The sequence below is a fragment of the Xanthomonas sp. NCPPB 1826 genome, assembly GCF_056725285.1.
Genome location: NZ_CM161521.1, coordinates 3,977,466 through 4,003,560 on the forward strand (window position 1 = coordinate 3,977,466; position 26,095 = coordinate 4,003,560).

16 protein-coding genes and 1 riboswitch are annotated in these 26,095 nt (G+C 64.5%); of the genes, 6 read left to right on the forward strand and 10 right to left on the reverse strand.

The genetic code is table 11. The features are described from left to right. The first annotated feature begins 74 nt into the window (after window positions 1-74). Window positions 75-2,162 carry a bifunctional DedA family/phosphatase PAP2 family protein gene (locus AC1PLA_RS16745; protein WP_481104978.1) on the forward strand — a complete coding sequence of 696 codons (2,088 nt, stop codon included), beginning with the start codon at window positions 75-77 and terminating at the stop codon, window positions 2,160-2,162. A gap of 380 nt (window positions 2,163-2,542) precedes the next feature. On the opposite strand, the gene AC1PLA_RS16750 is transcribed toward AC1PLA_RS16745, so the two are convergent. The 4 genes from AC1PLA_RS16750 to AC1PLA_RS16765 form a co-directional block, all read right to left on the reverse strand. After that, window positions 2,543-3,427, reverse strand: coding sequence for a bestrophin family protein (locus AC1PLA_RS16750; protein WP_481104979.1), 885 nt, complete (start codon window positions 3,425-3,427; stop codon window positions 2,543-2,545). Between the two features lie 146 nt (window positions 3,428-3,573). After that, window positions 3,574-4,170 (reverse strand): LON peptidase substrate-binding domain-containing protein, encoded by a 597-nt coding sequence (locus tag AC1PLA_RS16755; protein ID WP_016902688.1) that lies wholly within the window; start codon window positions 4,168-4,170, stop codon window positions 3,574-3,576. Next, window positions 4,167-5,537 (reverse strand): UDP-N-acetylmuramate:L-alanyl-gamma-D-glutamyl-meso-diaminopimelate ligase, encoded by a 1,371-nt coding sequence (gene mpl, locus AC1PLA_RS16760; RefSeq protein ID WP_481104980.1) that lies wholly within the window; start codon window positions 5,535-5,537, stop codon window positions 4,167-4,169. Before mpl ends, AC1PLA_RS16755 begins: the two co-directional genes overlap by 4 nt. A gap of 342 nt (window positions 5,538-5,879) precedes the next feature. After that, the gene (locus tag AC1PLA_RS16765) at window positions 5,880-6,443 is read right to left on the reverse strand and encodes an adenylate kinase (protein WP_047127187.1); all 564 of its coding nucleotides are present in this window, start codon (window positions 6,441-6,443) and stop codon (window positions 5,880-5,882) included. Between the two features lie 157 nt (window positions 6,444-6,600). Here AC1PLA_RS16765 and AC1PLA_RS16770 point away from each other — a divergent pair, with 157 nt between their 5' ends. Then, on the forward strand, window positions 6,601-7,857 hold the full coding sequence (locus tag AC1PLA_RS16770; RefSeq protein ID WP_126967872.1) for a 6-phosphofructokinase: 1,257 nt from the start codon (window positions 6,601-6,603) through the stop codon (window positions 7,855-7,857). A 262-nt stretch (window positions 7,858-8,119) separates the two neighbouring features. Here AC1PLA_RS16770 and AC1PLA_RS16775 read toward each other — a convergent pair whose 3' ends face one another. Then, window positions 8,120-8,644, reverse strand: coding sequence for a hypothetical protein (locus AC1PLA_RS16775; protein ID WP_481104981.1), 525 nt, complete (start codon window positions 8,642-8,644; stop codon window positions 8,120-8,122). 249 nt (window positions 8,645-8,893) lie between these two features. Between AC1PLA_RS16775 and AC1PLA_RS16780 the strand changes: the two genes are divergently transcribed. Next, complete coding sequence (locus tag AC1PLA_RS16780) at window positions 8,894-10,921, forward strand: sodium-translocating pyrophosphatase (protein ID WP_481104982.1); 2,028 nt, start codon at window positions 8,894-8,896, stop codon at window positions 10,919-10,921. A 273-nt stretch (window positions 10,922-11,194) separates the two neighbouring features. Here AC1PLA_RS16780 and AC1PLA_RS16785 read toward each other — a convergent pair whose 3' ends face one another. Further along, window positions 11,195-11,677 carry a hypothetical protein gene (locus AC1PLA_RS16785; RefSeq protein ID WP_481104983.1) on the reverse strand — a complete coding sequence of 161 codons (483 nt, stop codon included), beginning with the start codon at window positions 11,675-11,677 and terminating at the stop codon, window positions 11,195-11,197. A 198-nt stretch (window positions 11,678-11,875) separates the two neighbouring features. Here AC1PLA_RS16785 and ppa point away from each other — a divergent pair, with 198 nt between their 5' ends. Further along, window positions 11,876-12,412 (forward strand): inorganic diphosphatase, encoded by a 537-nt coding sequence (gene ppa / locus AC1PLA_RS16790; RefSeq protein WP_002804918.1) that lies wholly within the window; start codon window positions 11,876-11,878, stop codon window positions 12,410-12,412. Between the two features lie 113 nt (window positions 12,413-12,525). Then, a complete protein-coding gene (locus AC1PLA_RS16795) occupies window positions 12,526-13,674 on the forward strand; it encodes an HDOD domain-containing protein (RefSeq protein WP_026064365.1) in 1,149 nt (382 codons plus the stop codon). A gap of 351 nt (window positions 13,675-14,025) precedes the next feature. Here the strand turns inward: AC1PLA_RS16795 and AC1PLA_RS16800 are convergent, their stop codons facing one another. The 4 genes from AC1PLA_RS16800 to thiC form a co-directional block, all read right to left on the reverse strand. Continuing rightward, window positions 14,026-16,917, reverse strand: a complete 2,892-nt coding sequence (locus AC1PLA_RS16800; RefSeq protein WP_481104984.1) for a TonB-dependent receptor plug domain-containing protein — start codon at window positions 16,915-16,917, stop codon at window positions 14,026-14,028. Window positions 16,918-16,965: 48 nt separating this feature from the next. Continuing rightward, complete coding sequence (locus AC1PLA_RS16805; RefSeq protein WP_053051493.1) at window positions 16,966-17,859, reverse strand: helix-turn-helix domain-containing protein; 894 nt, start codon at window positions 17,857-17,859, stop codon at window positions 16,966-16,968. Between the two features lie 110 nt (window positions 17,860-17,969). Continuing rightward, a complete protein-coding gene (locus tag AC1PLA_RS16810; RefSeq protein WP_481106217.1) occupies window positions 17,970-20,303 on the reverse strand; it encodes a winged helix-turn-helix domain-containing protein in 2,334 nt (777 codons plus the stop codon). A 423-nt stretch (window positions 20,304-20,726) separates the two neighbouring features. Next, entirely contained in the window at window positions 20,727-22,604 is a 1,878-nt protein-coding gene (gene thiC / locus AC1PLA_RS16815) for a phosphomethylpyrimidine synthase ThiC (protein ID WP_047129273.1), read from the reverse strand. Window positions 22,605-22,718: 114 nt separating this feature from the next. Then, window positions 22,719-22,816: riboswitch (TPP riboswitch) on the reverse strand. A gap of 425 nt (window positions 22,817-23,241) precedes the next feature. Here thiC and AC1PLA_RS16820 point away from each other — a divergent pair. After that, window positions 23,242-26,013: a TonB-dependent receptor gene (locus AC1PLA_RS16820; RefSeq protein WP_481106218.1), complete on the forward strand. Its 2,772-nt coding sequence runs from the start codon at window positions 23,242-23,244 to the stop codon at window positions 26,011-26,013. The last annotated feature ends 82 nt before the right edge of the window (window positions 26,014-26,095 follow it).

Below are 26,095 nucleotides of genomic sequence, written 5' to 3' on the forward strand. Positions count from 1 at the left end.
CCGAGGTGAAGCGGACCGGGCGATGTGACGAGGGCGCAAGTCACCTGGTCGCCATGCCCACCTATAATCGTGGGATGAATTCATGGATCGACGCCACGCTGGAGTGGATCGGACACCACCCCACCCTGGCTGGCGTGGTGATCTTTGCCATCGCATTTTCCGATGCGGTGATCGTGCTCGGCGCCATCGTGCCAGCGCTGCCATTGCTGTTCGCCATCGGCGTGCTGATCGGGCTGGGGCAGATCAACGGGCCGTATGCGGTGGCCTGCGCCACCCTGGGCGCCTTCGTCGGGGATGCGCTGAGCTTCTGGGTCGGCCATCGTTGGGGCCACCAGTTGCACGCCTACTGGCCGTTTCGCCGCTACCCGCAACTGCTGGAGCGTGGCGAGCTGCTGTTCCGGCGCAATGCCTTCAAGAGCATCCTGATCGCACGTTATGTGGGCGCGGTGCGGCCATTCGTGCCGGCCATCGCCGGCATGTCGCACATGCCGTTCAAACGCTATCTGATCGCCAGCGCCCTGGCCTGCATCTCGTGGGCGCTGCTGTTCCTGGTGCCCGGCTGGGTACTGGGCACCGCCTACGACGCGGTGGCCGCGGTGGCCGGCCGGCTGTTCGTGGTGGTCGCCTTGCTGGCCGCCGTGATCGGCCTGGCCTGGGCGATGGTGCTGTACTCGTACCGCTGGTCGGCCGGCCATCTGGACGCCTTGCTGGCGCGCCTGCTGGAGTGGTCGCATCGGCATCCGGTGCTGGGCAACTGGTCGGTGAGCGTGTTCGACCCGCGCCGTCGCGAGTCGGTGCCGCTGGCGATGATGGCGTTGATGCTGTTGTTGCTGGGCTGGGGCTGGTTCGTGTTGCTGATGGTGGTGCTGGCGCATGGCGAGCCGCTGCGCGTGGACCTGGCCGTGCACGACCTGATGCTGGCGCTGCGCAACCCGCTGGCCGACTACCCGATGGTGGCGCTGGCCTCGCTGGGCGATTGGCAGGTGTTGCTGCCGGCGATTGCGGCGGCGATGGGCTATCTGGCCTGGCGGCGCCGCTGGATGGCGGTGGCGCACTGGGTGATCGCGCTGGCCTTCGGCCTGGCATTGACACAATTGCTGGGCGCCACCGTGCAGGTCGTACGCCCGCCGGCGGCCAGCAGCGGTTTCGGGTTTCCGTCGGTAGCGGTCACCATGGCCACGATCGGCTTTGGCTTCTTTGCGCTGCTGATCGCGCGCGAGCTGCCGGGCCGACGCCGGGTGTGGCCGTATCTGGTCAGCGGCGCGATCGTCTCGCTGATCGGCTTCGCGCGCCTGTATCTGGGCGCGCACTGGCTCAGCGACGTGGTCGGCGGCATGCTGTTCGGCATCTTCTGGCTGCTGGTGCTGGGCATCGCCTATCGCCGTCGCGCCACCCGCGCGTTCTGGGTCAAGCCGGTCTCGTGGATCTTCTACGGCGTGTTCCTGACCTGCGCGATCATGTTCGCACCGCGCAACCTGGGCACCAAGCTGGCGAGGTTCGAACCGCCGCCGCCGTTGCTGATGGAGTTGCCCGCCAGTGATTGGTGGAATGGCCAGTGGCGCCTGCTGCCCGCACGCCGCAACGAATTCGACGACGACCAGCGCTGGCCGCTGGACGTGCAACTGGCCGGCCCGCTGGCACCGCTGCAGCGTCAGCTGGAAGCACGCGGTTGGCGGGTGCAACCGCAAGCCGGTTGGGAACAGGCACTGCATCTGCTCGATGTCAGCGGCCGTCCGGACGAGGTCCCGATCCTGCCGGCCACGCTGGACACGCAGGTCGAAGCCCTGCTGATGGTGCGTCACGCTGCGCCCGGCCATGTGCATGTGTTGCGCCTGTGGCCAGCGGCCGCACGCCTGCAGCCCGGCGCGCAACCGTTGTGGGTGGGCAGCACGCAGACGCTGCGCTACAGCCGCCACTTCAGCCTGATCGGCCTGTGGTATCCGCTGCGTGGGGTCGACCCGGCACTGAGCGCCCTGCGCCAGGCACTGGACCCATTGCCGTATCGCCTGGAACAGCGCCGACGCTCGCAGGTGCCGGTGATCCTGATCGACAGCACGTCGGGAAATGCGCTGCGGCAAGAGGACAAAGACAACGCTGCACCGCAGACGGACACCACGGCATCCAATCCGACTGCATCGGGTCCGTCACAACAGCGCCGTTGATCGATCGGGCAACAGCGATCGGTCAACGAACGCGTTGTCGTGTAGACAAGAACTGCTAATAAAACTTCTTGAACGCTGTACCGATGGCGGCAACGTGTCCGCATCGCGTGGATGCAGCCGAATGTCTAGGTCACCAGCCTGGTTAGTCGAGCGCACGGCGCCCTCACCGCTCGCGGGACACGCCGTGCATCCGTATGTGGAGGCTCGGTGGCAGCATCCCGCGACGGTGGGCGGACAAGGGCCCCTGCAGCCTAGCCGCAGATCAGCCGCTCTACAACCGACGCATCCGCACTGTTCGATCAGCTCTCGAGGTGACCGAGAGCGTGCGCTTCAGCGCCGTTTGGATACGCACAAGCCGCATTGGTGCAGGCGCGATGCACTCACCACAGCACGCCATCCACCGGCTGCATCGGCTCGGGCGCCTGTTCGCCGATGGCCTGCAGCGCGTCGATTTCCACCGTGCGGCACATGCTGTCCAGTGGCAGGTCGTGGATGGTATTGGCGAACGGGTCGACCAACTCGTCGCCGATCTTGAGCACCGCCAGGAACATCAGGCCGGCCACGGTCGACCCCACCGGCGTTGCGTATTGCAGCGTCTCCACCAGGCCGATCGGCAGCAAGACGCAGAATAGCCGCGTAAACAGGTTCGGATAGAAGCGGTATTGATACGGCAACGGCGTATTTTTCAGCCGTTCCATGCCGCCCTGCGCGTTGGCAATGTCCACCAGGATGCGCTCGACACTGGCTTGTTGAATGCTGTCGATCCAGCCATCGCGGCGCGCCTGCTCGACGCTGCGGCCAGTGGTGTCGAGCAGGCCATTGGCGACATTGGTGCGCGTGATCACCGCGGCCACTTCGTCGGCATGCAGACGCGGCTCCAGCGCCATCGCCACCGGAAGCCGGCGCAGCTGGCAGCGCAACACATTGACGTAGGCGATCTGGCGCAGCGCGATGGTGCGGCCCAGCGCTGCCGCTTCCGGTGCGGACAGGATGCTGATGCTCAGGCGGACCAGATTGCGCGATGCATTGATCATCTGGCCCCACAGCACGCGCCCTTCCCACCAGCGTTGATAGGTCGAGTTGGCGCGAAAGCCCAGGAACAACGCCAGCGCCGAACCGAAGATGGTCAACGGCAACGCAGGCGCGCGGAACGGCAGCACGTAGTAGATGATCGTGATCAACACGTCCCAGACGAACAACACCGCCAGGGTCCGCCAGACCTGACTGAACACATCCGCCACACGCGGTCTGACATCGATGATCAAGGCACACTCCGTGGATCGATAACGGGTGACGCCCATGCGCGCATCCACTGCATGGATGCCATCGTGAGCGCACTCAAGCGTGGCGAGTGTGCCGTTGCAAGGGTGCAAGCGCGGTGATGGGTCACGCGCGTGGTTGTCTCACCGCGTCACGGCATCCAGGCCAGCAACTGGTCCAGGCGCCGATGCGGATCGTCTAGCTGCAACAGCGACAGACGCTGCTGCTCGGTCAACGGCAGCAGTTCGGCCAGCCGCCAGCCGACCCATGCCGCTTGGTCCAGCAGCTCCGGCCCGGCCGAGGCGAATTCGCCGCCGACCTGTTCGAGCATGCGCTCGAGCACGGTTGCCAGCAGGCCATGCTCGGGCCGCAGTTCGTCGTCGCTGTCGGGCTCGCACCAACTCACCTCGCCGACCACCAACCCGTTGTCGCGGATGCGCGAGCGCTGCACGCGGAAGCGACGCGTGCCACGCAGGCGCAGCACCAGCACGCCATCGGCACCGACATCGAAATCCTCGATACGCACTTCGGTGCCGAACGCAGCCGGTGTTGCCGGCACGCCGACTTCGGTGCCATCCAGGATCAGGCACACACCGAAGCTGCTGCCGGTGCGGCCGCTCTCGCGCACCAGATCCAGATAGCGGCGCTCGAACACGCGCAAGCCCATTGCCGCACCCGGCAACAGCACGTTGTGCAGCGGAAACAGCGGCAAGGCGCTGGTGTCGGCGGTGGTCGTGAGGCCGGTCATCGGGACAATTGCGCCAGGAAGCGACGCGGTGCGCCATCGAAACCGCCATTGGACATGAACACCACATGGTCGCCCGGCTGCGCAATCTCGCCCAGTGTCTGCAGCAACGCCTCCACGTCATGCGCCACGTGCGCGTCACCGCGCACCTGCGCGATGATCGGTGCGGCATCCCAGGCCAGTTCGGGGCGATGCAGAAACACCACCGCATCGGCATCGCGCAACGACGGCGCCAACGCCTGCGCATGTGCGCCCAGCCGCATCGAATTGCTGCGCGGCTCCATCGCCACCAGCACGCGCGCCGCGCCGACCTTCGCACGCAAGCCCTGCAAGGTGGTCGCAATCGCAGTGGGGTGATGAGCGAAGTCGTCGTACACGGTGATGTCGCGCGCCTGCCCCAACAGCTCCAGCCGCCGTTTGACGCTTTGAAAGCGCGCCAGCGCCGGCATCACCGTCGCCGGATCCACGCCCACCGCATGCACGGCCGCCAGCGCCGCCAATCCATTGAGCACGTTATGCCGCCCGACCAGCGGCCACTGCACCTGGCCGATCTCCACTCCACGCTGCAACACCGCGAACGCACTGCCGTCGGCGGCGATCAAGCGAGCGCTCCACTCGAGAGTGGCATCGAAACCGAAGCGCTCCACCGGCGTCCAGCAGCCCATCGCCAGCACCTCGGCCAGGCGCGCATCCTCGCCGTTGACGATCAGCCGCCCGCGCGCCGGCACCGTGCGTACCAGATGATGGAACTGGCGCTGGATCGCGGCCACGTCCGGAAAGATGTCGGCGTGGTCGTACTCGAGGTTGTTGAGGATCGCCACCAGCGGCCGGTAGTGCACGAACTTGCTGCGCTTGTCGAAGAACGCGGTGTCGTATTCGTCCGCCTCCACCACGAATTCACGCCCCTGGCCCAGTCGCGCCGACACCCCGAAATCTTCGGCCACGCCACCGATCAGAAAGCCCGGCGCGCGCCCGGCGGCCTCCAGCAGATAGCTCAGGATGGTGGTGGTGGTGGTCTTGCCGTGGGTGCCGGCCACGGCCAGGGTGTCGCGGCCCGGCAGCACCTGCTCGGCCAGCCACTGCGCACCAGAGCTGTAGCGACGGCCGACATCGAGCACCGCTTCCACCGCCGGGTTGCCGCGCGACAAGGCATTGCCGATGACGACATCGCTGGCATCGGCCGAAATATTGGACGGCGCGTAGCCTTGTGCCAGCGCGATGCCGAGGGTTTCCAACTGGGTGGACATCGGCGGATAGATGGCCTGGTCGCTGCCCTCTACCTGCCAGCCCAGCTCGCGCGCAAGGGCGGCGACACCGCCCATGAAAGTCCCGGCGATGCCGAGGATGTGGAGTTTGGTCATGGGGCGCATTGTCGCCGATCGCCGGAGTTGCCGGGCATTCCGCCTCGCTGCCGAGCGCAGTGTCAGGAAAGACCTACCGTACTGTCGGGAATTTCCCGATATGCGAACTGCGTCACATCCATCACTATGCTGAACGCCAGTCGCAGCACCCCTTTGGTCCTACTCCCCAAGAGGCCAAATCCCCAGGGAGCTCATGCTGTGGGGCTCTGAGCAAGCTCATTACTGGCGTTATTCTGCCCCGGGCGTCTTGTACATCCGGGGTTTTTCTTTTGTGCAATCAATGCGTTACGCAAGTCGCGACGGATTCCAGCGCGGCGGATGGACCGGGCGCATTGCCCGGCCCGAACCGTCTCAGCGACCGAGCGCGGTGCCGATACGCTGCAGCACTTCATCCAGCGAGCCCACGCCGTCCACGCGTGCCAGCTTGCCGCGCTGTTCGTAGAAACCGATCACCGGTGCCGTGGAGTCGGTATAGACCTGCAGGCGCTTGCGCACCGACTCGGGATTGTCGTCCTCGCGGCCCTCGGCCTTGGCGCGGCCGGCGATGCGCTCGACCAGCAATTCGCTGGCCACATCCAGCTGCACCACCGCATCCAGCGGCTGACCGATCTTGCCGAGCAGGTCGTCCAGCGCATTGGCCTGCGCCACGTTGCGCGGATAGCCGTCGAGGATGAAACCCTTGGCGACATCGGCCTGACCGAGCCGCGCCTCCAGCATGCCGAGCAGGATCTCGTCGGAGACCAGATCACCGCGTGCCATCACTTCCTTGGCCTTCAGGCCCAGCGGCGAGCCGGCGGCCACTTCGGCGCGCAGCAGATCGCCGGTGGAAATATGCGGGATCTCAAACTTGTCTTTGAGACGTGTCGCCTGGGTGCCCTTGCCCGAACCGGGCGGTCCCAACAGAACCAATCGCATCAGTGGACTCCACTTTCGAATAAAAACGCGTTGCGGTTGGCGGCGTTAGACTCAGGTCTTCGCCAGCGCTGACCGTATGGTCGTGCAGCTTACCGCATCCGGGGAATGTCCCGGCACTGTCCCCTGCGCCATGTCCCATCGAGGAGCCCGCCCCCCTATGTCTACTGGCAACTTGCTGTATGCCCAATCCGGCGGCGTTACTGCCGTCATCAACGCCACCGCCGCCGGCGTGATCACCGAGGCGCGCGCTCGCAAGATCAAGGTGCTGGCCGCACGCAACGGCATCCTGGGCGCATTGCGCGAGGAGCTGATCGACACATCGAAGGAGTCCGCCGCCGCAATCGCCGCACTGGCGCAGACCCCGGGTGGCGCGTTCGGCTCGTGCCGCTACAAGCTCAAGTCGCTGGAAGAAGACAGCGCCAAGTACGAGCGCCTGCTCGATGTGCTGCGTGCGCATGATGTGCGCTGGTTCCTCTACAACGGCGGCAACGACTCGGCCGATACCGCCTGGAAGGTCTCGCAACTGGCCAAGGCCTATGGCTACCCGCTGCACTGCATCGGCGTGCCCAAGACCATCGACAACGATCTGGCGGTGACCGACACCTGCCCCGGCTTCGGCTCGGCGGCCAAATACACCGCAGTGTCGGTGCGCGAGGCCGCACTGGATGTCGCCGCCATGGCTGACACCTCGACCAAGGTCTTCATTTATGAAGCGATGGGCCGCCACGCCGGCTGGCTGGCCGCTGCCGCAGGCCTGGCCGGCCAGGGCCCGGACGAGGCGCCGCAGATCATCCTGCTGCCCGAGCGCGCCTACGACCAGACCGTGTTTCTGGCCAAGGTCAAGCAGGTGGTGGAAAAGGTCGGCTGGTGCGTGGTCGTGGCCAGCGAAGGCATCCAGGACGCGCACGGCAGCTTTGTTGCCGATGCCGGCGGTGCGGCCGATTCGTTCGGCCATGCGCAACTGGGCGGCGTGGCCTCGTTTCTCGCTGCGCAGGTCAAGCAGGAACTCGGCTACAAGGTGCACTGGACCCTGCCCGATTACCTGCAGCGTTCCGCACGCCATCTGGCCTCCAAGACCGACTGGGAACAGGCACAGGCGGTCGGCAAGGCCGCGGTGCAATACGCACTGAAGGGCATGAACGCGGTGATCCCGGTGATCGAACGCGTCAGCGACGCGCCGTACCGCTGGAAGATCGTGCCGGCCCCACTACACAAGGTGGCGAACCACGAAAAGAAGATGCCGCCCAGCTTCCTGCGCAAGGACGGCTTCGGCATCACCGAACGCGCCCGCCGCTATTTCGCCCCTTTGATCAAGGGCGAAGCGCCGCTGGCCTACGGCAGCGACGGGTTGCCGAAGTATGTGACGCTGAAGAACGTGGCAGTGGCGAAAAAATTGCCGAAGTGGGAGGGATGAACGTCGGCATGGGCGATCGGAAGAGGTAATGGGCACTGCACGCCCATACACCCGCTCGCACTTCTGCCTTAGTGCTCATGCACCGCGACACGGGATGCGGGCCGTCGATACAGCGCTTACCTTCATCGTCCAGGCTTTTTGCGGCACTGATCGATGGATCCGCCGCTGCGACGGTACATCGCGGTCTTGCGAAGCGTCATATAAACAACCCCGGCCTGGCCGGGGTTTGTCGTTGATCGCGTGACTGAAGCTAACGCCTGAGTTACTGACAGGCCTTGCCTTCCATCGTCTGCTGCGCAGCAAACATCGGCACCTGCGGGATCTTTCCGGCGGCAGCCTGTTGCTTGGCGTCTTCCAGATAGATGCGCGACTGGCCTTGCCCGTCGAGCTGCGGCTTGGCATCCACCGGCTTGCGCCAGATGCGCACCACCGCCTGCTGCGCGGGGCAGGCCGCGCTGGGGACACGGATCAGGTCGTTGAAGATCCAGCCCGATGCGACGCTGGGCGTGGCCTTGGCGAAATCCACGAAGCGGGCGCGCGGCTGGCAGGTGGGACTGCTGCGCACCACCGACAAGGTATACGGCTGTGCAGCATTGCCGGTAAACACGCCTTCCAGGCGCGCACAGGCTTCGGGAATCTGGCGCAGGGTGTGCACGGCACCGACTGCTTGCGCGGTGCCGGCCGGGCGCTGTTTCAATTCGGGTGTCGGTTCGGCAGCGAGCGCATGGGCGCTGAGCAGTACTGCAGCGATCGTCACGGCATATTTTGATGCGGCATGGTTGGACATCGTCACTCCTGGATCGGCTCGATCACGTTGGCCGCAGGCTGTCATGCCGCGACTGAACGACGCGCCAAAGCCGCGGTGGTGGCAGCGGTGCAGGCCGGGGCGCATACTCGCCCGCAATCCGGCCACCCGAACATCGCGACGCGCATTACGGCCTCCATGGCCGTCGAGTCCGTATTCGCCACCCCACTCGCTGCGTGCATCGCCCTTGGTTCGTCCCGACCGGACGACATCCATTCTCTGGGAGGGGTCATGCTGGAACACCACGGGTTACCACTTGCGCTGGGGTGTGCGGTCCTGGCAATCGTCTATGGCGGTGTATCGGCACGCTGGGTGATCGCGCAGCCGAGCGGCAACGCACGCATGCAGGAGATCGCCGCCGCGATCCAGGAAGGTGCACGCGCGTATCTCAACCGGCAATACCTCACCATTTCGATTGCCGGCGGCGTGCTGTTCGTCCTGGTCGGGCTGTTTCTGAGTTGGTACACCGCCATCGGGTTTGCGATCGGTGCGGTGCTATCTGGGTTGGCCGGCTATATCGGCATGAACGTGTCGGTACGCGCCAACGTGCGCACGGCCGAGGCCGCACGCCATGGCATCGGCCCTGCGATGGATGTGGCGTTCCGCGGCGGCGCCATCACCGGCATGCTGGTGGTGGGGCTGGGATTGCTCGGGGTGGCAGGCTATTACGCGGTGCTGCAAGCGATGGGACTGCCGCTGGAGCGCAACCTGCATGCGCTGGTAGGGCTGGCATTCGGCTCGTCGCTGATTTCGATCTTCGCGCGCCTGGGTGGCGGTATTTTCACCAAGGGCGCGGATGTGGGCGCCGATCTGGTCGGCAAGGTGGAAGCCGGCATCCCCGAGGACGACCCGCGCAACCCGGCGGTGATCGCCGACAACGTGGGCGACAATGTCGGCGACTGCGCCGGCATGGCGGCGGATCTGTTCGAGACCTATGCGGTCACCGTGATCGCCACGATGCTGCTCGGCAGCCTGACGTTGAGTGAAACCGGTCCGCACGCGGTGCTGTACCCGCTGGTGCTGGGCGGTGTCTCCATCATCGCCTCGATCATGGGCGCCTCGTTCGTCAAGGTCAAAGCGGGCGGCTCGATCATGGGCGCGCTCTACAAAGGCGTGGTCGTTTCCGGCGTATTGGCCGCACTCGCCTACTGGCCGATCACCCAGTCGCTGATGCGCGACAACATCCATGGCGCCACGGCGTTGTATGCCTGCGCATTGATCGGCCTGGTCCTCACCGGCCTGATCGTCTGGATCACCGAATACTACACCGGCACCCAATACAAGCCGGTGCAGCAGGTGGCCGCCGCAAGCACCACCGGCCACGGCACCAACATCATTGCCGGCCTGGGCGTCTCGATGAAATCCACCGCGCTGCCGGTCATAGCGGTGTGCGCGGCAATCTGGGGCGCGTTTCATTTTGGCGGTTTGTACGGCATTGCAACCGCAGCGACGGCAATGCTGTCGATGGCCGGCATGATCGTGGCGCTGGATGCGTACGGGCCCATCACCGACAACGCCGGCGGCATTGCCGAGATGGCCGAGCTGCCGCCGGAGGTGCGCAACATCACCGACCCGCTGGATGCGGTGGGCAACACCACCAAGGCGGTCACCAAGGGCTATGCGATCGGCTCGGCCGCATTGGCCGCGCTGGTGCTGTTTGCCGACTACACGCACAACCTGCAGGCGGCCAATCCCGGCGAGGTCTTCGCCTTCGACCTGTCCGACCACAGCGTGATCATCGGCTTGTTGATCGGCGGCTTGATCCCGTATCTGTTCGGCGCAATGGCGATGGAAGCGGTGGGGCGCGCGGCAGGCGCGGTGGTCGAAGAAGTGCGTCGCCAGTTCCGCGAGATTCCCGGGATCATGGCCGGCACCGCCAAGCCCCAATACGACCGCGCAGTCGACATGCTGACCCGCTCGGCGATCCGCGAAATGATCCTGCCCTCGCTGCTGCCGGTGGTGGTGCCGGTGGTGGTCGGGCTGCTGCTCGGCCCACGTGCCCTGGGCGGCTTGTTGATCGGCACGATCGTGACCGGCCTGTTCCTAGCGATCTCGATGACCACCGGCGGCGGGGCCTGGGACAACGCCAAGAAGTACATCGAAGACGGCCACTTTGGCGGCAAGGGCAGCGAGGCGCACAAGGCCGCCATCACCGGTGATACGGTAGGCGACCCGTACAAGGACACCGCCGGGCCGGCGATCAATCCGCTGATCAAGATCATCAACATCGTGGCCCTGCTGCTGGTGCCGCTGCTTTGAGGCCGACTTTTCGCAAGCCGCAGGCGGATCGAATGTGATGGAAGCCGGTACCCGGAACGTGCCGGCTCACGTTCCGGGTACCAGGCACCGCACCGGTCCCTGCGCCGGCTTGCACCGCTTGTCGGCCCGCTACGGGCAGGCGATAGGTCTGTGGCCTTGAGGTCCGCGTGCCGCATCGGCTCGCACCGGCCGAAGCCGGCCAGGCCCCGCGCCCGCACGCAATCACTGCACCGGGCAGCACACCGGGCCACAGCTTGCGCTGTGACACGCCCCTCAGAGGCAACCGATCAAGCCGTCATAGATCGGCGGCGCCCCACCGGGCAGTGGCTCGAACAGCGGGTTGTTCACCGCCAAGGTGCGGTACATTTCGTCCAGACGCGTCCCTGCCTTCAGCGGTGCCGTGCAGCGCCAGACCCGACTGTCCGAGCGCAGGTACCCGCTGCCGGGATCGACGCTGACCTCGCTGGCACCGAAGGTCCAGATGCAGCTGCGCACCACCCCGCTGACCCGATGCACCGAGCAACGCAAGCGCAGCGCCTGGTAGTCGCTGAACTCGCCACCGCAAAAGGTGTCGCCGCAGATGTTGTCGAAATCCTGTTCCAGCCGCTGCTCCAGATCGACAAAGGCTTCCCAGCCTTCGCCATTGGCGGGCCAGTCCACCGCATCGACGAAGGTCGGCGCCGGCGTCGCCGCAGAGGCGAGATGGGTGGCACCGGAGAGCAGCAGCACAACGAGCAAACGCACAGGCTTGAACATGGCAGTTCCCGAGCAGTGGATGAGTCTGCAGCGTGCGCTGCGCCGCGGGCCGCGACGATCGGGGAGCTTCCCGGGATGAATGCGGGCTATGCCGCATGCGGCGGTCAGAACATTGCCCATTCAGTGTCGCTGCACCGCAACAGCCGAACGCGTAGAATCGCGCTCCACACACTAGATGACGCCTCGGGAGTTACGCGCATGGGTCTTGAACTGGTCACCTCCGGCAAGAATCTGCCGGAAGAAATCAACGTCGTCATCGAAATTCCGAAGGATTCGGAGCCGGTCAAGTACGAAGTGGACAAGGCCAGCGGCGCGATCTTCGTCGACCGCATCCTGTCCACCCCGATGCGTTACCCCTGCAACTACGGCTATGTGCCCAACACCCTGTGCGGCGACGGCGACCCGGCCGACGTACTGGTGGTGCTGCCGCTGCCGTTGGTGCCTGGCTCGGTGGTGCGTTGCCGTCCGGTGGGCGTGCTGCGCATGAGCGATGAGGCAGGCAGCGACGAAAAGATCCTGGCGGTGCCGATCGAGAAGATCTTCTCCGGCTACGCGCATATCGAGGATATCGACCAGGTGTCCAGCCACTGGATGGAGCGCATCGGCCATTTCTTTGAGCATTACAAGGACTTGGAGAAGGGCAAGTGGGTCAAGCTGGATGGCTGGGGCGGCGCGGCCGAGGCCAAGCGCATCCTGGTGGAGTCGGTGGAACGCTATAATTCCGACGCACCCTGATCCAACGACCGTGATGCAGCCCCGCAACCGCGGGGCGATCGGGATCACGCTTCCGGCGTGATCCCGGTGACCGCCGGCGGCAGATTGGGTACATTGCCGACAGCGTTTGGCCGGTGTCTGCCACCGGTGACTCTTGGGGAAGTGTCTTGCGTATTCTGTTTGTTGGGGACGAAGCCAGTCTTCCGTCCGAACTGAGCGACTATGTCGCCGATCTGGGTGATCAGTGGCAGGTACAGCAGGTGGCCGACGGCAATTCGGCGATCGAAGCGGCTGCGTTGTCGCCGTTCGATGCGGTCATCGTCGCCCCCGTCCTGCCTGACCTCACTTCCGCCACGTTGCTGGGGCAGATCCGTACGCTGCGCCCGGATACCATCCGCATCGCCCTGATCGATGCCCAGGATGGTCAGCGCACGCCGCCGGCGCGCATCATTGGCGTGGCGCACCGCTTCCTGCCGATGCCGCTGGCCCCGGAAGTCCTGCTCGAAGCCATCACCAGCCTGGAAGAACTGCGCGATCTGCTCGGCAACCCGCGCCTGCGCGCGGCGATCGGCCGGATCGAAAAACTGCCGTCGCCGCCGCATCTGTATCTGAGCCTGATGCATGCGCTGGAAGAAGACGAAGGCGCCGACGCGGCCGATATCGCCAAGCTGATCGCCGGCGATCCGGCGATTGCGGCCAAGGTGCTGCAGCTGTGCAATTCCGCGTTCTTCTCCGGCGGCCGCAGCATCACCGATCTGCGCACGGCAGTGACCCGCCTGGGCGTGGCCACATTGCGCGATCTGGTCCTGGCCAGTGAAGTGTTCTCGGTGCAGACGCTGACCCCGGCCGAGCGCAATGCGATGCAGCGCCGCGCCCTGCTCTCCTCGCGGCTGGCCGCCAAGGTGTTGCCGCCGACCAGCGCAGAACTCGGCTCCACCGCCGCGCTGCTGGCCGATATCGGCCTGTTGCTGCCCGGCGTGCGCGACGAGCGCGAGCCGCCACTGGAAGGCGGCGACGATCGCCTGGGCCATACCGAAGCCGGCGCGTACCTGCTCGGCCTGTGGGGCCTGCCGATGCCGATCATCGAAGCGGTGGCCTTCCATCGCCACCCGCAACGCTCCAGCCTGCGCAGTTTCTGGGTGACCGGCGCAGTGCATGTGGCCACCGCATTGGCCAGCGGCGAAACCGTGGACGAAGAGTACCTGTCCAAGGTTGGTGTGCTCACACGTTTGCCAACCTGGCGCGAACAGGCCGATACCTTGCTGGGGCTTGCTGAGGCCTGAGAGCGGCACCGGGTCGATGCAACAGAAAGGGCGCGACTTGGTCGCGCCTTTTTCTTTGGCTGCTTGCAAATACGCAAATGCAGACAGGGCGCGATGCGACGTGTCTGCGCACGCATCACTGCGCTCGCGATTTGTATAGATATCGCGACATGGCTCGTGCGGTGACGCGCAACGAACGATCGAGCGCGCCTGTCATCCCAGCAAGGCGCAACACATGGTCAGGCAAGCAAAAACACAACGCACCTGGCAGCGATGACGTTTGTCAGACCTTGCCTGCCTTACTCAAGATCCGGAAACAAAAAAACGGGCCTTTCGGCCCGTTTTTCTTCAATCTTTACGCCACTTCGATGATCAGAAGCGCTGGTTGTACTGCACGAACAGGAAGCGGTCGTAGTCGAGCATCGGATCGATCGCAGCGGTGCTGCTGTTGGTGATCGAGTAGGTCACCGGCGGCTGCTTGTTCCAGATGTTGCGGGCACCAACGGTCACGCTGCCATCCCACGGAGCCTGCCAGGTAACAGAGACGTCCTGGTAGGAGATCGAGCCCTTCTTGTTGGAACCGGTGCCGCCGCCCCATGCCGGATTCGGCGTCTGGTAGTTCGGGTTGTTGCACTCGATGCCTGCTGATGCATCCCAGCAGTAATCACGGAAACCGCCGTAGTAGCGCAGGTTCCAGTTGGCCGACAACGCACCCAGCGACCAGTCCAGCCCCAAGGTGGCACGGACGCGCGGGTAGTTCCAATAGCCCGCATCGTTAGCCCATTCGGCGCCAGCTTCTGCCTGCGACTTGTAGGTCGCCAGGTAGTTGGAGTCCAGGTTGACGGCAAATTTGCCGTACGCGGTTTCCGGCAGACGGTAACGCACGCCGAAGTTGTAGCCTTCGGTTTCCAGACGCCCCAGGTTGACGTTGCCGCGGCTCAGCGTGGTGACCTGGCCGGTAACCGCGTCGCGACCGTAGTCCGCGCAGTAGCTGGCCAGATTGTTGAGGTAGCAGTTGTTCAACACATCATTGGCCGTCAACGCGGTGATGATGTTGGAGATCGAAATGCGGTACCAATCCAGCGAGAAGTCCAGGCCCTGCACCCAATGCGGGCTGTAGACCATGCCTACGGTCCGGGTGATGCTGTATTCCGGCTCAAGCTCGGCATTACCAACGCCCGCATTGAACGGTGCGTTGCCCTGAACGTCACGCTGGGTCACCGGGTTGTTAGCAGTGTCAGTCTGACGGAAGTTGCCTGCCAGACCTTCGCTTGCGCAGCGCGCGGCCACGCCGGCATTACCCAGCGAACCGAAGGTTGCATCGCAGGGATCAGTGAAGTCATCAAAGCTCTGCGAACCGCCACCGAAAGTGTCGTCCAAGGTGGGAGCACGGAAGCCGGTGCCGTAGGTACCGCGCACCAGCAGGTCGTCGATCGGCTTCCAGGTGAAGCTGAACTTGCTGTTGGTGGTATCGCCGAAGCGGCTGTAGTTGCTGTAACGCGCAGCCACGTCAAACGACAGTTCCTTGGCGCCCGGCAGATCCTTCAGCACCGGGATCAGCAGCTCCAGATAGGCTTCATTGGTCTGGTAGCGACCTTCAGTTGCCTGTGCGGCCAGATCGGTGGTGTAACCGGCGCTGGACAGCTGATCCGGATAGTCGTAACCGCTGATTTCGCGGTGTTCGACGCCTGCAGCGAAGCCCAGCTCACCGGCTGGCAGATCGAACAGGCCACCGGTGACGTTGGCGGTCCACTGCTTGCTCAGGCTCTGCTGCGTGGACTGGCCCAGTGCATTGATGTACTGCAGCGCATCCGCTGTGGAGGCCGACGGACCACCCAGGATGTTGAACGGGGTGCACTGGCCCAGCGCATTGCTGGTGCCCAGCGGCAGCGGGCTGGCAGCGGTACCACACTGCACCTGGCCCTGGGCGTTGAGGAACGACGGACCCAACGCCTTCTGCAACGCCAACAGGTTGATGTTGCCGCGCGAAACCTGCGTCACATCGTACTTGTTGTAGTTGAAGCCCACGTCCCAGTTCCAGCCATGGCTGCCGACGTCGAACACGCCTTCCAGCGCGGCATCGAAGTGGGTGGACTTGACGTTGTTTTCGGTGGTGCGCGGCAGTTCAACCGTGCGGCGGAACCAGCTGGTGATGTCCTGGCCGACCGGGTTGTAGTAGCTGCCACCGCTGATCGCCACCGGGAACTGCGGCTGCGAACGAGCGTTGAGCGGGTAACCGGCGATCTGACGGTTCGAGTCGCGCTCGGAATACATCGCCGTCGACTTGAAGGTGATGCTGTCGGTGATGTTGTAGCTGCCGGTCGTGAAGATCGACTTGTTCTTGCTGGACTGCTGCAACATCATCTGGTCGACGGAGTTGTAATAGTCGTCGGTGGTGATGTCGTTGTGGTAGTTGGCGATGTTGCGCGAATCCGCACCCACGCCACGGCCGTCAAACGAACCGGTGTGGTTGAGGATGTAGGTTTCACCGTTGGAGGTGAAACGACCCCATGGGCCGGTCGCGCTCAGGCTGTCTTCGATGTGGTTCGGGCCAGCCGAATAACGGGTCAGTGCACGATCCTTGGCCCACACCGGATCTTCGCTGGTGTAGTTGACACCGAACACCAGCGAGGAACGATCGGTGGTGGTGCCGGCGGTGAAGGAGTACTGCTCCTTGGAACCGTCGCCACGCCCGTTCTGGCCGAAGTACGCGGAGGCTTCTGCGCCGTCGTAGTTCTGGCGCAGGATGATGTTGACCACGCCGGCCACGGCGTCAGAGCCGTAAATTGCCGAGGCGCCGTCCTTGAGGACTTCGATGCGCTCGATCAGCGAACTGGGGATGGTGGACATGTCGGTCAGGCCCGACAGGCTGCTGGTCCAACGCTTGCCGTTCACCAACACCAGGGTACGGTTCTCGCCCAGGTTGTAGAGGTTGACGTACTGGCCGCCCTGTTCCGGGTCGGAGGTCAGCACGGCAGCCTTGCTGTAGGTCTGCGTACCGGCAATCGACAGGTTCTGGAGGATGTCACCAACGCTGACCAGACCCGACTTCTGGATGTCCTGCTGGGTAACGGTGAACACCGGCTGTGCGGTTTCGACGTCGACCGAGCGGATGCGCGAGCCGGTAATTTCGATGCGGTCCAGCGTCGTGGTCGACGGGGCGGCGGACTGCTCTTGTGCATTGGCGGCAAATGCCGGCGTCAACGCGATCGCAATACCGGCGGGCAACAGGCCCAGCCGCACTGCGGAGGTGCGAAGTTTCATCAATCTCTCCAGGGTTCGTTAGTGGCGCGTTAAGCGCCCCTGTGCAAATTACGATTGCGTGAACATCGTCGCTTTGCGCGTCACGTTCCGTGGCTTTGCCGAATCTGGCGGATTTGTCGTTTGGTCGCGGTAATGCGATGCGGAGACACCGAAACGCGCACGAAATGCACGCGCAAAGCTGCAGCAATTGTCGAACCCGCTTGCGGCCGCAACCTCGCCGATCATCATCGAGGTATCGCGCAGCAGATCGGAGGCGCGCTCCAGCCGTAACCGTGCCGACAGGGCCTGCGGGCTTTCCTCGTACAGGCTCTGGAACGTCTTGGACACATACCAGCTGGAGAAGTTGGTCAGCTGCGCCAGCTCGGCGATGCGCACCACGCGGTCGCTGTTGCCTTCCAGATACAGGCGCGCGCGCTGCATGCGACCAAAGACCTGACGGCGACGGCTGCGCGAACGCCCCGGGCAGCGCTGCTCCTGCGCGACGAAGTCGCGTTGCATTGCAGCCAGATGCAGCAACAACGGGCGTGCCGATGCACTGCCGCTCTGTGCGGCCGCGTTGCGCCACAGGCGCAGTGCAATGCGCAGATCGCCACGCGACAGCTGGCTGCGTCCCGGATACAGGGTGGCGTCGGTCAACTCGGCCAGCGATTGCAGGCTGTCGCCATCGAGGCTGACGCCGACACAAAGCGCGCTGCGATCGGCCTGCACGGTGGGGTGCGATTCCTTGTCGAAGGCGATCCAGTCGCCAGCGCGTAGACGGAAGCGCCCTTCCTTGGACTCCACCCAGGCGCGGCCGCGCAGCTGCACCCACAGCGTGAAGGTGGTGGCCGCGGTCCGGATGCTGCCCAAGCGCGAGACCGCCAGACAGGTCGTCGACGTCGGCTCGCTGGCACCGTCCAATGAGAGTGCGAGTCCGCGATCTGCGGTGATGACCTGTTGCATGGTGGCAGCCCCCTGTACAAAAGAGGGCGTAGTGTTTTGCCGAATCTGGCGTGAGTCAGGAAGTTCCGACGAAGGTCTGCCGAAATTGCCACGAAGTCTTTCCGAAGAACTTACGAGGCGACTTTCCTCAGCACGATCAACAGGTTGGACATCACACCCAGGGGCGTGGCCAGGCGTTCCGGCAAGGGCATGAAGGCGATCGAACTGCCATCTTCCTCCGCCAGTGCCACATACAGCGCACCACTACGCTGATCCACGCTGAAACCGTTGATGGTGGTGTACTTGGCCACGTCCAGGCAGCGCCCGTCACCACCGCGCAGCTCACTGTCATGGGTGGCGCAGGTGTCGTTGGACGACAGGTAATGCACCTGACCACGCGCGCCGGGCGCCCAGCTGCGATAGCGCCAGCGCGAGGGTTGCTGCGGATCGACCGGCTGCAAGGTGTCGGCCGCCAGCGACGGGGCCACCTGCCATAGCCCGCCGCCGGTCAGACGCGTCAGCAATACCTGGCCGCTGACGCGGTCCAGCCGCAGCTGCGAGACGTCCGGCAACGACGCCAGCGCGCGCCATGGAGCGCTGCGTCTGTCGTAGAGCGTGGCGAAGGTGTGCCCATCATCGGCGGCAGCCACCACCAACAATCGATCGGGATCGGGAACATGGATCGCCTGCAGCGGTCGCGGCTGCGGCACCGGTAGCCGCAGCGCCTTGCCCGTGCCCGGGGTCACTTCGAACAGTGCCGCATGCCCCTGCGCGTCGCTGCCGCTGACCAGCACGCGTTGCGAGTCGGCCGACCAGTCGGCGGCCTGGCGCGCATCCGGCCGCAGGCCTTCGATCAGCCGCACCGAGCCAGGTTTGCCGACATCGCCCCACCACAGGCCGTACGCACCGGAGCGATTGGAGGCAAAGATCAACTGGCGCCCGTCCGGCGCGATCATCGGCTGGTCGTCGCGCCCGCTGGAAGGAAACAGCCGGCGGCGGATGTAGCCGCCATTCATGGGGTCGTGAATGACCTGATAGACGCCAAATTGCGGTTTGCGCTGCACGAACACCAGATGGCCGTGCGCCACATCCGGCGCCTGCGCATCGTCCACACCCAGGTCATGCAGGCTGCGGTCGACCAGATCGAGCCGGTAGAGCCGCGCTTCGCTGTCCACACGGCGCCCGAAGATCAGGCCGCTGCCGTCGGGCAACCAGCTCCAGCCGCGGATATCGGCGTTGTCGTGGGTCAGCCGCTCGGCGGTTCCACCGTTTGCCGGGATGCGCCACAGATCGCCAAGCTGCGGATTGCGCAGAAACACGATCCAGTGCCCGTCCGGCGAATAGCGCGGCGTGTAGTCGAAGTCGCTCGGTTGCGCGCTGTAGCTCAGCGGCTGCCATTGGCCGGTTTCCAGATCCAGCCGCCGCATGCGCGGCGCTCCGTGCGCGCCGGTCATGCTGCCGAACAGCAGGGCACGGCCGTCCGGCGACCAACTGAAACTCAGCATGTCCGCACCGTCGCAGCGCGCCACCTCGCGTGCAGCAGCCGGGCCGTTGGCGGCGGCAATCATGATGCGGCAGCTGCCATCGGGCGCCTGCCGCGAAAAGGCGATCTCGCGTCCATCCGGCGACCAGGCCGGCAGCCGATCGGAGATGCCGGCCGCCGGCGTGTCGAGCACGCGCGGGTAAGCATTGTTGGTGGTCTTGACCAGGATCGAGGTGCCTGCGCGATCGCTGGTCAGCGAGGCGTAGGCCACCATCGCCCCGTCCGGCGACAGGCTGGGCGTGAGATCGAAACCACCGCCTGCGGTGATGATCTGATACGGGCGCTTGGGGCTGCCGAGCACTGCCGAGGCCGCTGCCGCATCGCGCTCGGGCGCGCGCATCCATAGCGTCCGCGCCGCCAGCGCCAGCACCACCAGCAAAGCCACGCTGGCCACCGCCAGGGCCATCCATCGGCGCTGCTTCGCTGCAGCCGACGCAGCCGGAACCGGCGCTGGGGGCTGCCGGGTGACCGGGCTGCGCTGCAACGCGGCAGTGGCGGTGACGCCGGCGGTGCGGTTGCGCTCGTCGGGCTCGTTGTCCGATGCGGTCACCGCCGTTGCAGGCGCGGCAACATCGGCCGGACCGTCCGACGGCTGCTCCCACGCAACCGGGGCCAGCAGCCGATAGCCGGTTTTGGCAATGGTCTCGATATGCTCGAAGCGCTGGCTGCCGTTGCTGGCCAGTGCCTTGCGCAGTTGCGTGACCGCCTGGGTCACCACGTCGTTGGTCGGCAAGGTGTCGGGCCAGACCTCGGCCAACAGCTGCTCGCGCGTCACCACCTGGCCCGGCTGCCGCGCCAGCGTCAGCAATACCGCCAGGGATTTCGGTGCCAGACGCGCGGCGCGCTTAACGCCGGGCGCATGCACTTCGCGCGAGGCGACGTCGACCACGCACTGGCCGACACGTAACCGGCCCGATGGCATCGCATTAGCGGGAGGAACACTCATCGGCAAGAAACACGCATCGGCATGCAAGGACTACAAAGAACGCAACACGCACTTCGCGCGAAACGCCAAATTCAGCAAAGGACCACAACCAACTGTGTCATGCATCCATTTGGTGCAAATTTTACTCTATGCCTCGTTGCTTCCCTACGACAGGTGGCGACGTCAGGCTCTCTCTCTCTCGCCGACGAATTCAAATAATTACGATGTCCCCTTCGCGCCTCTGGCGCGATTTTTTTATCTGCGATTCAGGAAAATGCCGCGAAATGCTTGCGGGCTGTAACCGCTTGCAATGCAGTCGCAGCGCGGCACTTGCGCACCGCGCTGCGATCTGACTAAGCCGAAGCTGAATTTCTCTTAAGCAGGCAGCCGATTGTTGCAACGCAACGATGGTGCCGCATGTCACGTGGCGCGGTACACCTGCGCGCCTTGCGCCAGAAACTGGGCCGACTTCTCTTCCATTCCCGCCGACAATGCATGCGCCTCGCCCATACCGTGCTCGGCCGCGTAATCGCGCACGTCCTGGGTGATCTTCATCGAGCAGAAATGCGGCCCGCACATCGAGCAGAAGTGCGCCAGCTTGTGCGCGTCCTTGGGCAGGGTTTCGTCATGGAACTCCTTGGCCTTTTCCGGATCCAGCCCGAGATGGAACTGGTCATCCCAACGGAATTCGAAACGCGCCTTGCTCAAGGCGTTGTCGCGCACCTGTGCGCCAGGATGCCCCTTGGCCAGGTCCGCGGCATGCGCGGCGATCTTGTAGGCCATGATGCCGTCGCGTACGTCCTGCCGGTTGGGCAGGCCCAGATGCTCCTTGGGCGTGACATAGCAAAGCATCGCGGTGCCGAACCAGCCGATCATCGCCGCACCGATGGCGCTGGTGATGTGATCGTAGCCGGGCGCGATATCGGTGGTCAGCGGCCCCAGGGTATAGAACGGTGCCTCGCCGCATTCGCGCAGCTGCTTGTCCATGTTTTCCTTGATCAGCTGCATCGGCACGTGCCCCGGACCTTCGATCATGGTCTGCACATCGTGCTTCCAGGCGATCCTGGTCAGCTCGCCCAGCGTTTCCAGCTCGCCGAACTGGGCTGCGTCGTTGGCATCGGCAATGCAGCCCGGGCGCAGGCCATCGCCCAGCGAAAACGCCACGTCATAGGCCTTCATGATCTGGCAGATGTCTTCGAAGTGCGTGTAGAGAAAGTTTTCCTTGTGATGGGCCAGGCACCACTTGGCCAGAATCGACCCGCCGCGCGAGACGATGCCGGTGACCCGTTTGGCCGTCAGCGGCACATAGCGCAGCAGCACGCCGGCGTGGATGGTGAAGTAATCCACGCCCTGCTCGGCCTGCTCGATCAAGGTGTCGCGGAAGATCTCCCAGGTAAGCTCTTCCGCACGCCCGTCGACCTTTTCCAGCGCCTGATAAATCGGCACCGTGCCGATCGGCACCGGCGAATTGCGGATGATCCATTCGCGCGTTTCGTGGATGTGCTTGCCGGTGGACAGGTCCATCACCGTGTCGCCGCCCCAGCGGATCGACCACACCAGCTTTTCGACCTCTTCCGCAATGCCGGACGACACCGCGCTGTTGCCGATGTTGGCGTTGATCTTGGTCAGGAAATTGCGACCGATGATCATCGGCTCGCTTTCCGGGTGATTGATGTTGTTGGGCAGGATCGCGCGGCCACGTGCGATTTCGTCACGCACGAATTCCGGCGTGATGCGTTGCTGGATCGCGGCACCGAAAGCTTCGCCCGGATGCTGCTTGCGCAGCATCGCGTCGGCCACCGCCTCCAGGCGCTGGTTTTCGCGGATCGCCACGAACTCCATTTCCGGGGTGATGATGCCACGCCGCGCGTAATGCATCTGGGTGACATTGGCACCCTCGCGCGCCACGCGTGGCAGGCGCCGCGCAGGAAAACGCACCGCATCCAGGCGCGCATCGTGCTCACGGCCGCGGCCGAAGCTGGAACTCAGGCCGTCCAGCGCCACGGTATCGCCACGCTCGGCGATCCAGCGCGCGCGCAGCGGCGCCAGACCGGCGACAAGATCGATCGCGGCATGCGGGTCGGTATACGGCCCGGAGGTGTCGTAGACGCTGAGCGGCGCGTTGTCCTCGCCACCGAACAGGGTCGGTGTGCGGGTCAATGCAATCTCGCGCATCGGCACCTGCAGGTCGGCGCGCGAGCCCTGCACGAATATCTTGCGGGAGCCTGGAATCGGCTGGGTCACAGCCTCGGACAGCGACTGGGCTTGTTGCTGCAAAACGGTAGGCGCGGCATTCATGGCGTTCGTCCTGTGTGCTGGAAGACCAGCACCCACGGCGCTGGCTCTGCGAAGGATTCGCAGGCGGACGAAGCGGCGGCGCTCAATGGCGATGCACCCGTGCAGGCACGGACCCTCGCATCTAACGAAGCTTCCCTACGCCGGTATCAGCCGGATCAGGTTCGAAGGGACTATCTCAACCGCAGCGTACTGCGGTACCCCCACTTCGGCGGCGATTAAACCACATCGCACCGTGCACGGCTAAAAAATGTCGCGGCTGCCAGCAACACGCTTCGCACCGAGGTGCGTGGTGACGCCTGTCGATTCGGGGGCGTCCACATCCGCCTGCGGTGAGCACAGCAGTGTTGTCGCGCTCCACAGCGACATGTGTCCGCGCATGGCATCACAGGTCGGCACCGCACACGCGCAGCGTCCGCACGGCATTGCATGGCGCGTCCACGCACTGCGCGCGCCGCGCCGCAACAAGGCGCCGATCGGCGAAAAACGGTGGCGACACCCGCTCGTTAAATTCCCGCTAAGCCTGCGTGTCGTGTCGATGAACACACGCGTGCAGGTGCCATCCAACGGGGATCGCGCTGTCGTTCCTCCTCTATCGGGAATCGCCGTACACATGACTATGCCCACGCTCCACCTGACCTTGCGTCGGGGCTCGCTCGCGATCGCCATCGGCCTGTGCATCACCACCAGTGCCGTTGCCCAGGAACAGACCGACAAGAGTCCGACCAATCTGGACAAGATCGAAGTCACCGGCTCGCGCATCCGCTCGGTCGATGTGGAAAATTCGCAACCGGTGCTGGTGCTCACGCGCCAGGACATCGAAAAGCAGGGCCTGACCTCGGTGGCCGACGTGCTCAAGCGCATCCCCTCCAATGGCGCAACGATGAACTCCACCGTCAACAACGGCGGCGACGGCTCGGCCACCGTGAGCCTGCGCAACCTGGGTGCCTCGCGCACCTTGGTACTGGTCAACGGACGGCGCTGGGTGTCGGGCCTGTCCGGCTCGGTGGATCTCAACACCATTCCGTCGGCCATCGTGGAGCGGGTGGAAGTGCTCAAGGACGGCGCATCGTCGATCTATGGCTCCGATGCCATCGCCGGTGTGGTCAACATCATCACCCGTAGCGATTTCGATGGTGCCGAAGTCAATGCCTACGTCGGTCAGTACGGCCAGGGTGACGGTCAGCGCACCTCGTTCGATGCCACCGTGGGCGCCACCAGCGAGCGCGGCAACCTGGTGATCGGGCTGTCCAGCGTCAAGGAAGATGCGGTGATAGCAGGCGACCGCGAGATATCGGCCGAGCCGGTGTATGGCGCAGGGTCGTCGGCCTACAGCAGCTACTCGGCAAGTGGCCGCCTGCGCGCAGGTGGCAACAGCGGTGCCTGGACCGTGTTGCCCGGCAGCGCAACCGCCAGCGGCGACAGCAATTATCCGCGCTACGGCCTGGACCAGTACACCGCCTTCAATACCTCCGATTACGGCTACAACTACGCCAAGGACAATTACCTGGTCACGCCGCAGAAGCGTGATGCCTTGTACGTGCAGGGCAACTACGCACTCACCGACAACGTGCGCTTCAAGTTCGATGGGCTCTACAACCGCCGCCAATCGTCACAGCAGCTGGCCGGCTTTCCGCTGGCCTCGGTCAACACCGGCATCCTGATGAGCGGCGACAGCTATTACAACCCGTACAACAGCGCCTATGGCGGCGACGGACGCGATGTGGGCTGGTCGCACCGGTTGACCGAGTTCGCGCGCACCTACCAGCAGGAGGTTAAGACTTCGCACGTGTATACCGGGCTGGAAGGCGACTTCCAGTTTGCGGACAGGCAGTTCAGCTGGGATGTGGGCTTTGCGCACAATCAGACCGACCAGACCGAAACCCAGTACGGCGATGTCAACCTGCTCAACCTGGGCAACGCGCTCGGTGCATCCGGCATCGTCAATGGCACCCTGTCGTGCCTGGACAGCGGCGGCGCCGTCATTGCCGGCTGCGTGCCGTTCAATCCTTTGTCCCCGGCCGGTGGCGTGACCCAGGAGATGCTGGACTACATCCTGTTCACCGCGCACAACACCTATCAGTACAAGAACAGCAGTTTCACTGCCAACCTCACCGGCGATCTCTTCGAGCTTCCCGCCGGCTGGATGAGCTTTGCCGCCGGTGTCGAGCATCGCGAGGAAAGCGGCTTCTCCTCGCCGGATGCGTTGATTTCGGCCGGCTACACCTCGGGCAATTCGTTTACGCCCACCTCCGGCTCGTACACGCTCAACGACTACTACACCGAAGTGGCGATTCCGCTGCTGAAGGATGTGGCCGGTGCGCAGTTGCTGGAATTGAGCGCAGCCGTGCGTTACTCGGACTACAACACCTTCGGCAGCACCACCAACAGCAAATTCGGCTTCAAGTGGAAGCCGGTCGCCGACCTGTTGATCCGTGGCAACTACGCCACCGGCTTCCGCGCGCCATCGATCGAAAACCTGTACCTGGGCGCATCGGACAGCTTCGATACCTATTCCGATCCCTGCTCGACCAATAGCACCTCCTACACCGGCGCGATTGCTGCCGCGTGCGCGGCCGGCGGCGTACCGGCCAATTACGTGGCCGAGTACAACAGCGCCAGCGGCAACTCCGGCCAGACCATCTATCCGTTCACCTACACCAGCAACGCCAACCTGCAGCCGGAAAAATCCAAGAACGCCACGCTCGGTTTCGTCTACAGCCCCGCCTCGGTGCAAGGCCTGGATGTGTCGCTGGACTGGTGGAAGATCAAGATCACCGACGCCATCACCGAATTCAGCGCCAACCAGATCCTGTCGCAGTGTTATCAGTTCAATGTCTCGGCGTTCTGCGACCTGGTCACCCGCGATGCCACCGGCGCCATCACCGGCCTGGTGATCCAGCCGGTGAACGTCGGCGAGCAACGCATGGAAGGCTACGATTTCACCGCGCGCTACAAGCTGCCGCAGACCGCGATCGGCCAGTTCATGCTGACGCTGGATTCGACCTACGTGGCCGTCAACGAGCAGAAGCAGGACGACAATTCGGCCTGGGAAAGCTACAACGGCATCTACCACACCGATAACCCGAACTGGCGCACGCGCGGCACGCTCACCCTGGACTGGAGCTACGGCAACCTGGCCGCCAACTGGGCCGTGCGTTACTACTCGGGCATGAAGGACTACGACTCGGAACTGGACGACGCCAGCAACTATCGCCACGTCGCGGCAACTGCGTTCAACGACATGCAGGTGTCTTACCAGCTGCCGTGGAATGCAACCGTGCGCGTGGGTTTGAACAACGTCTTCGACCGCGACCCACCGGTGGCGCTCAGCGCCTCTGCCAACTCGTTCGATTCGGCCTATGCCATCCCGGGACGCTACAGCTATCTGCAGTACACCCAGCGCTTCTGATCGCGCCGCCTGCGTCGCCGGTCCGCTGTCTGGACACACCGGTTGTCACAACGACCTCCTTCGGGGGGTCGTTGTGCATGTG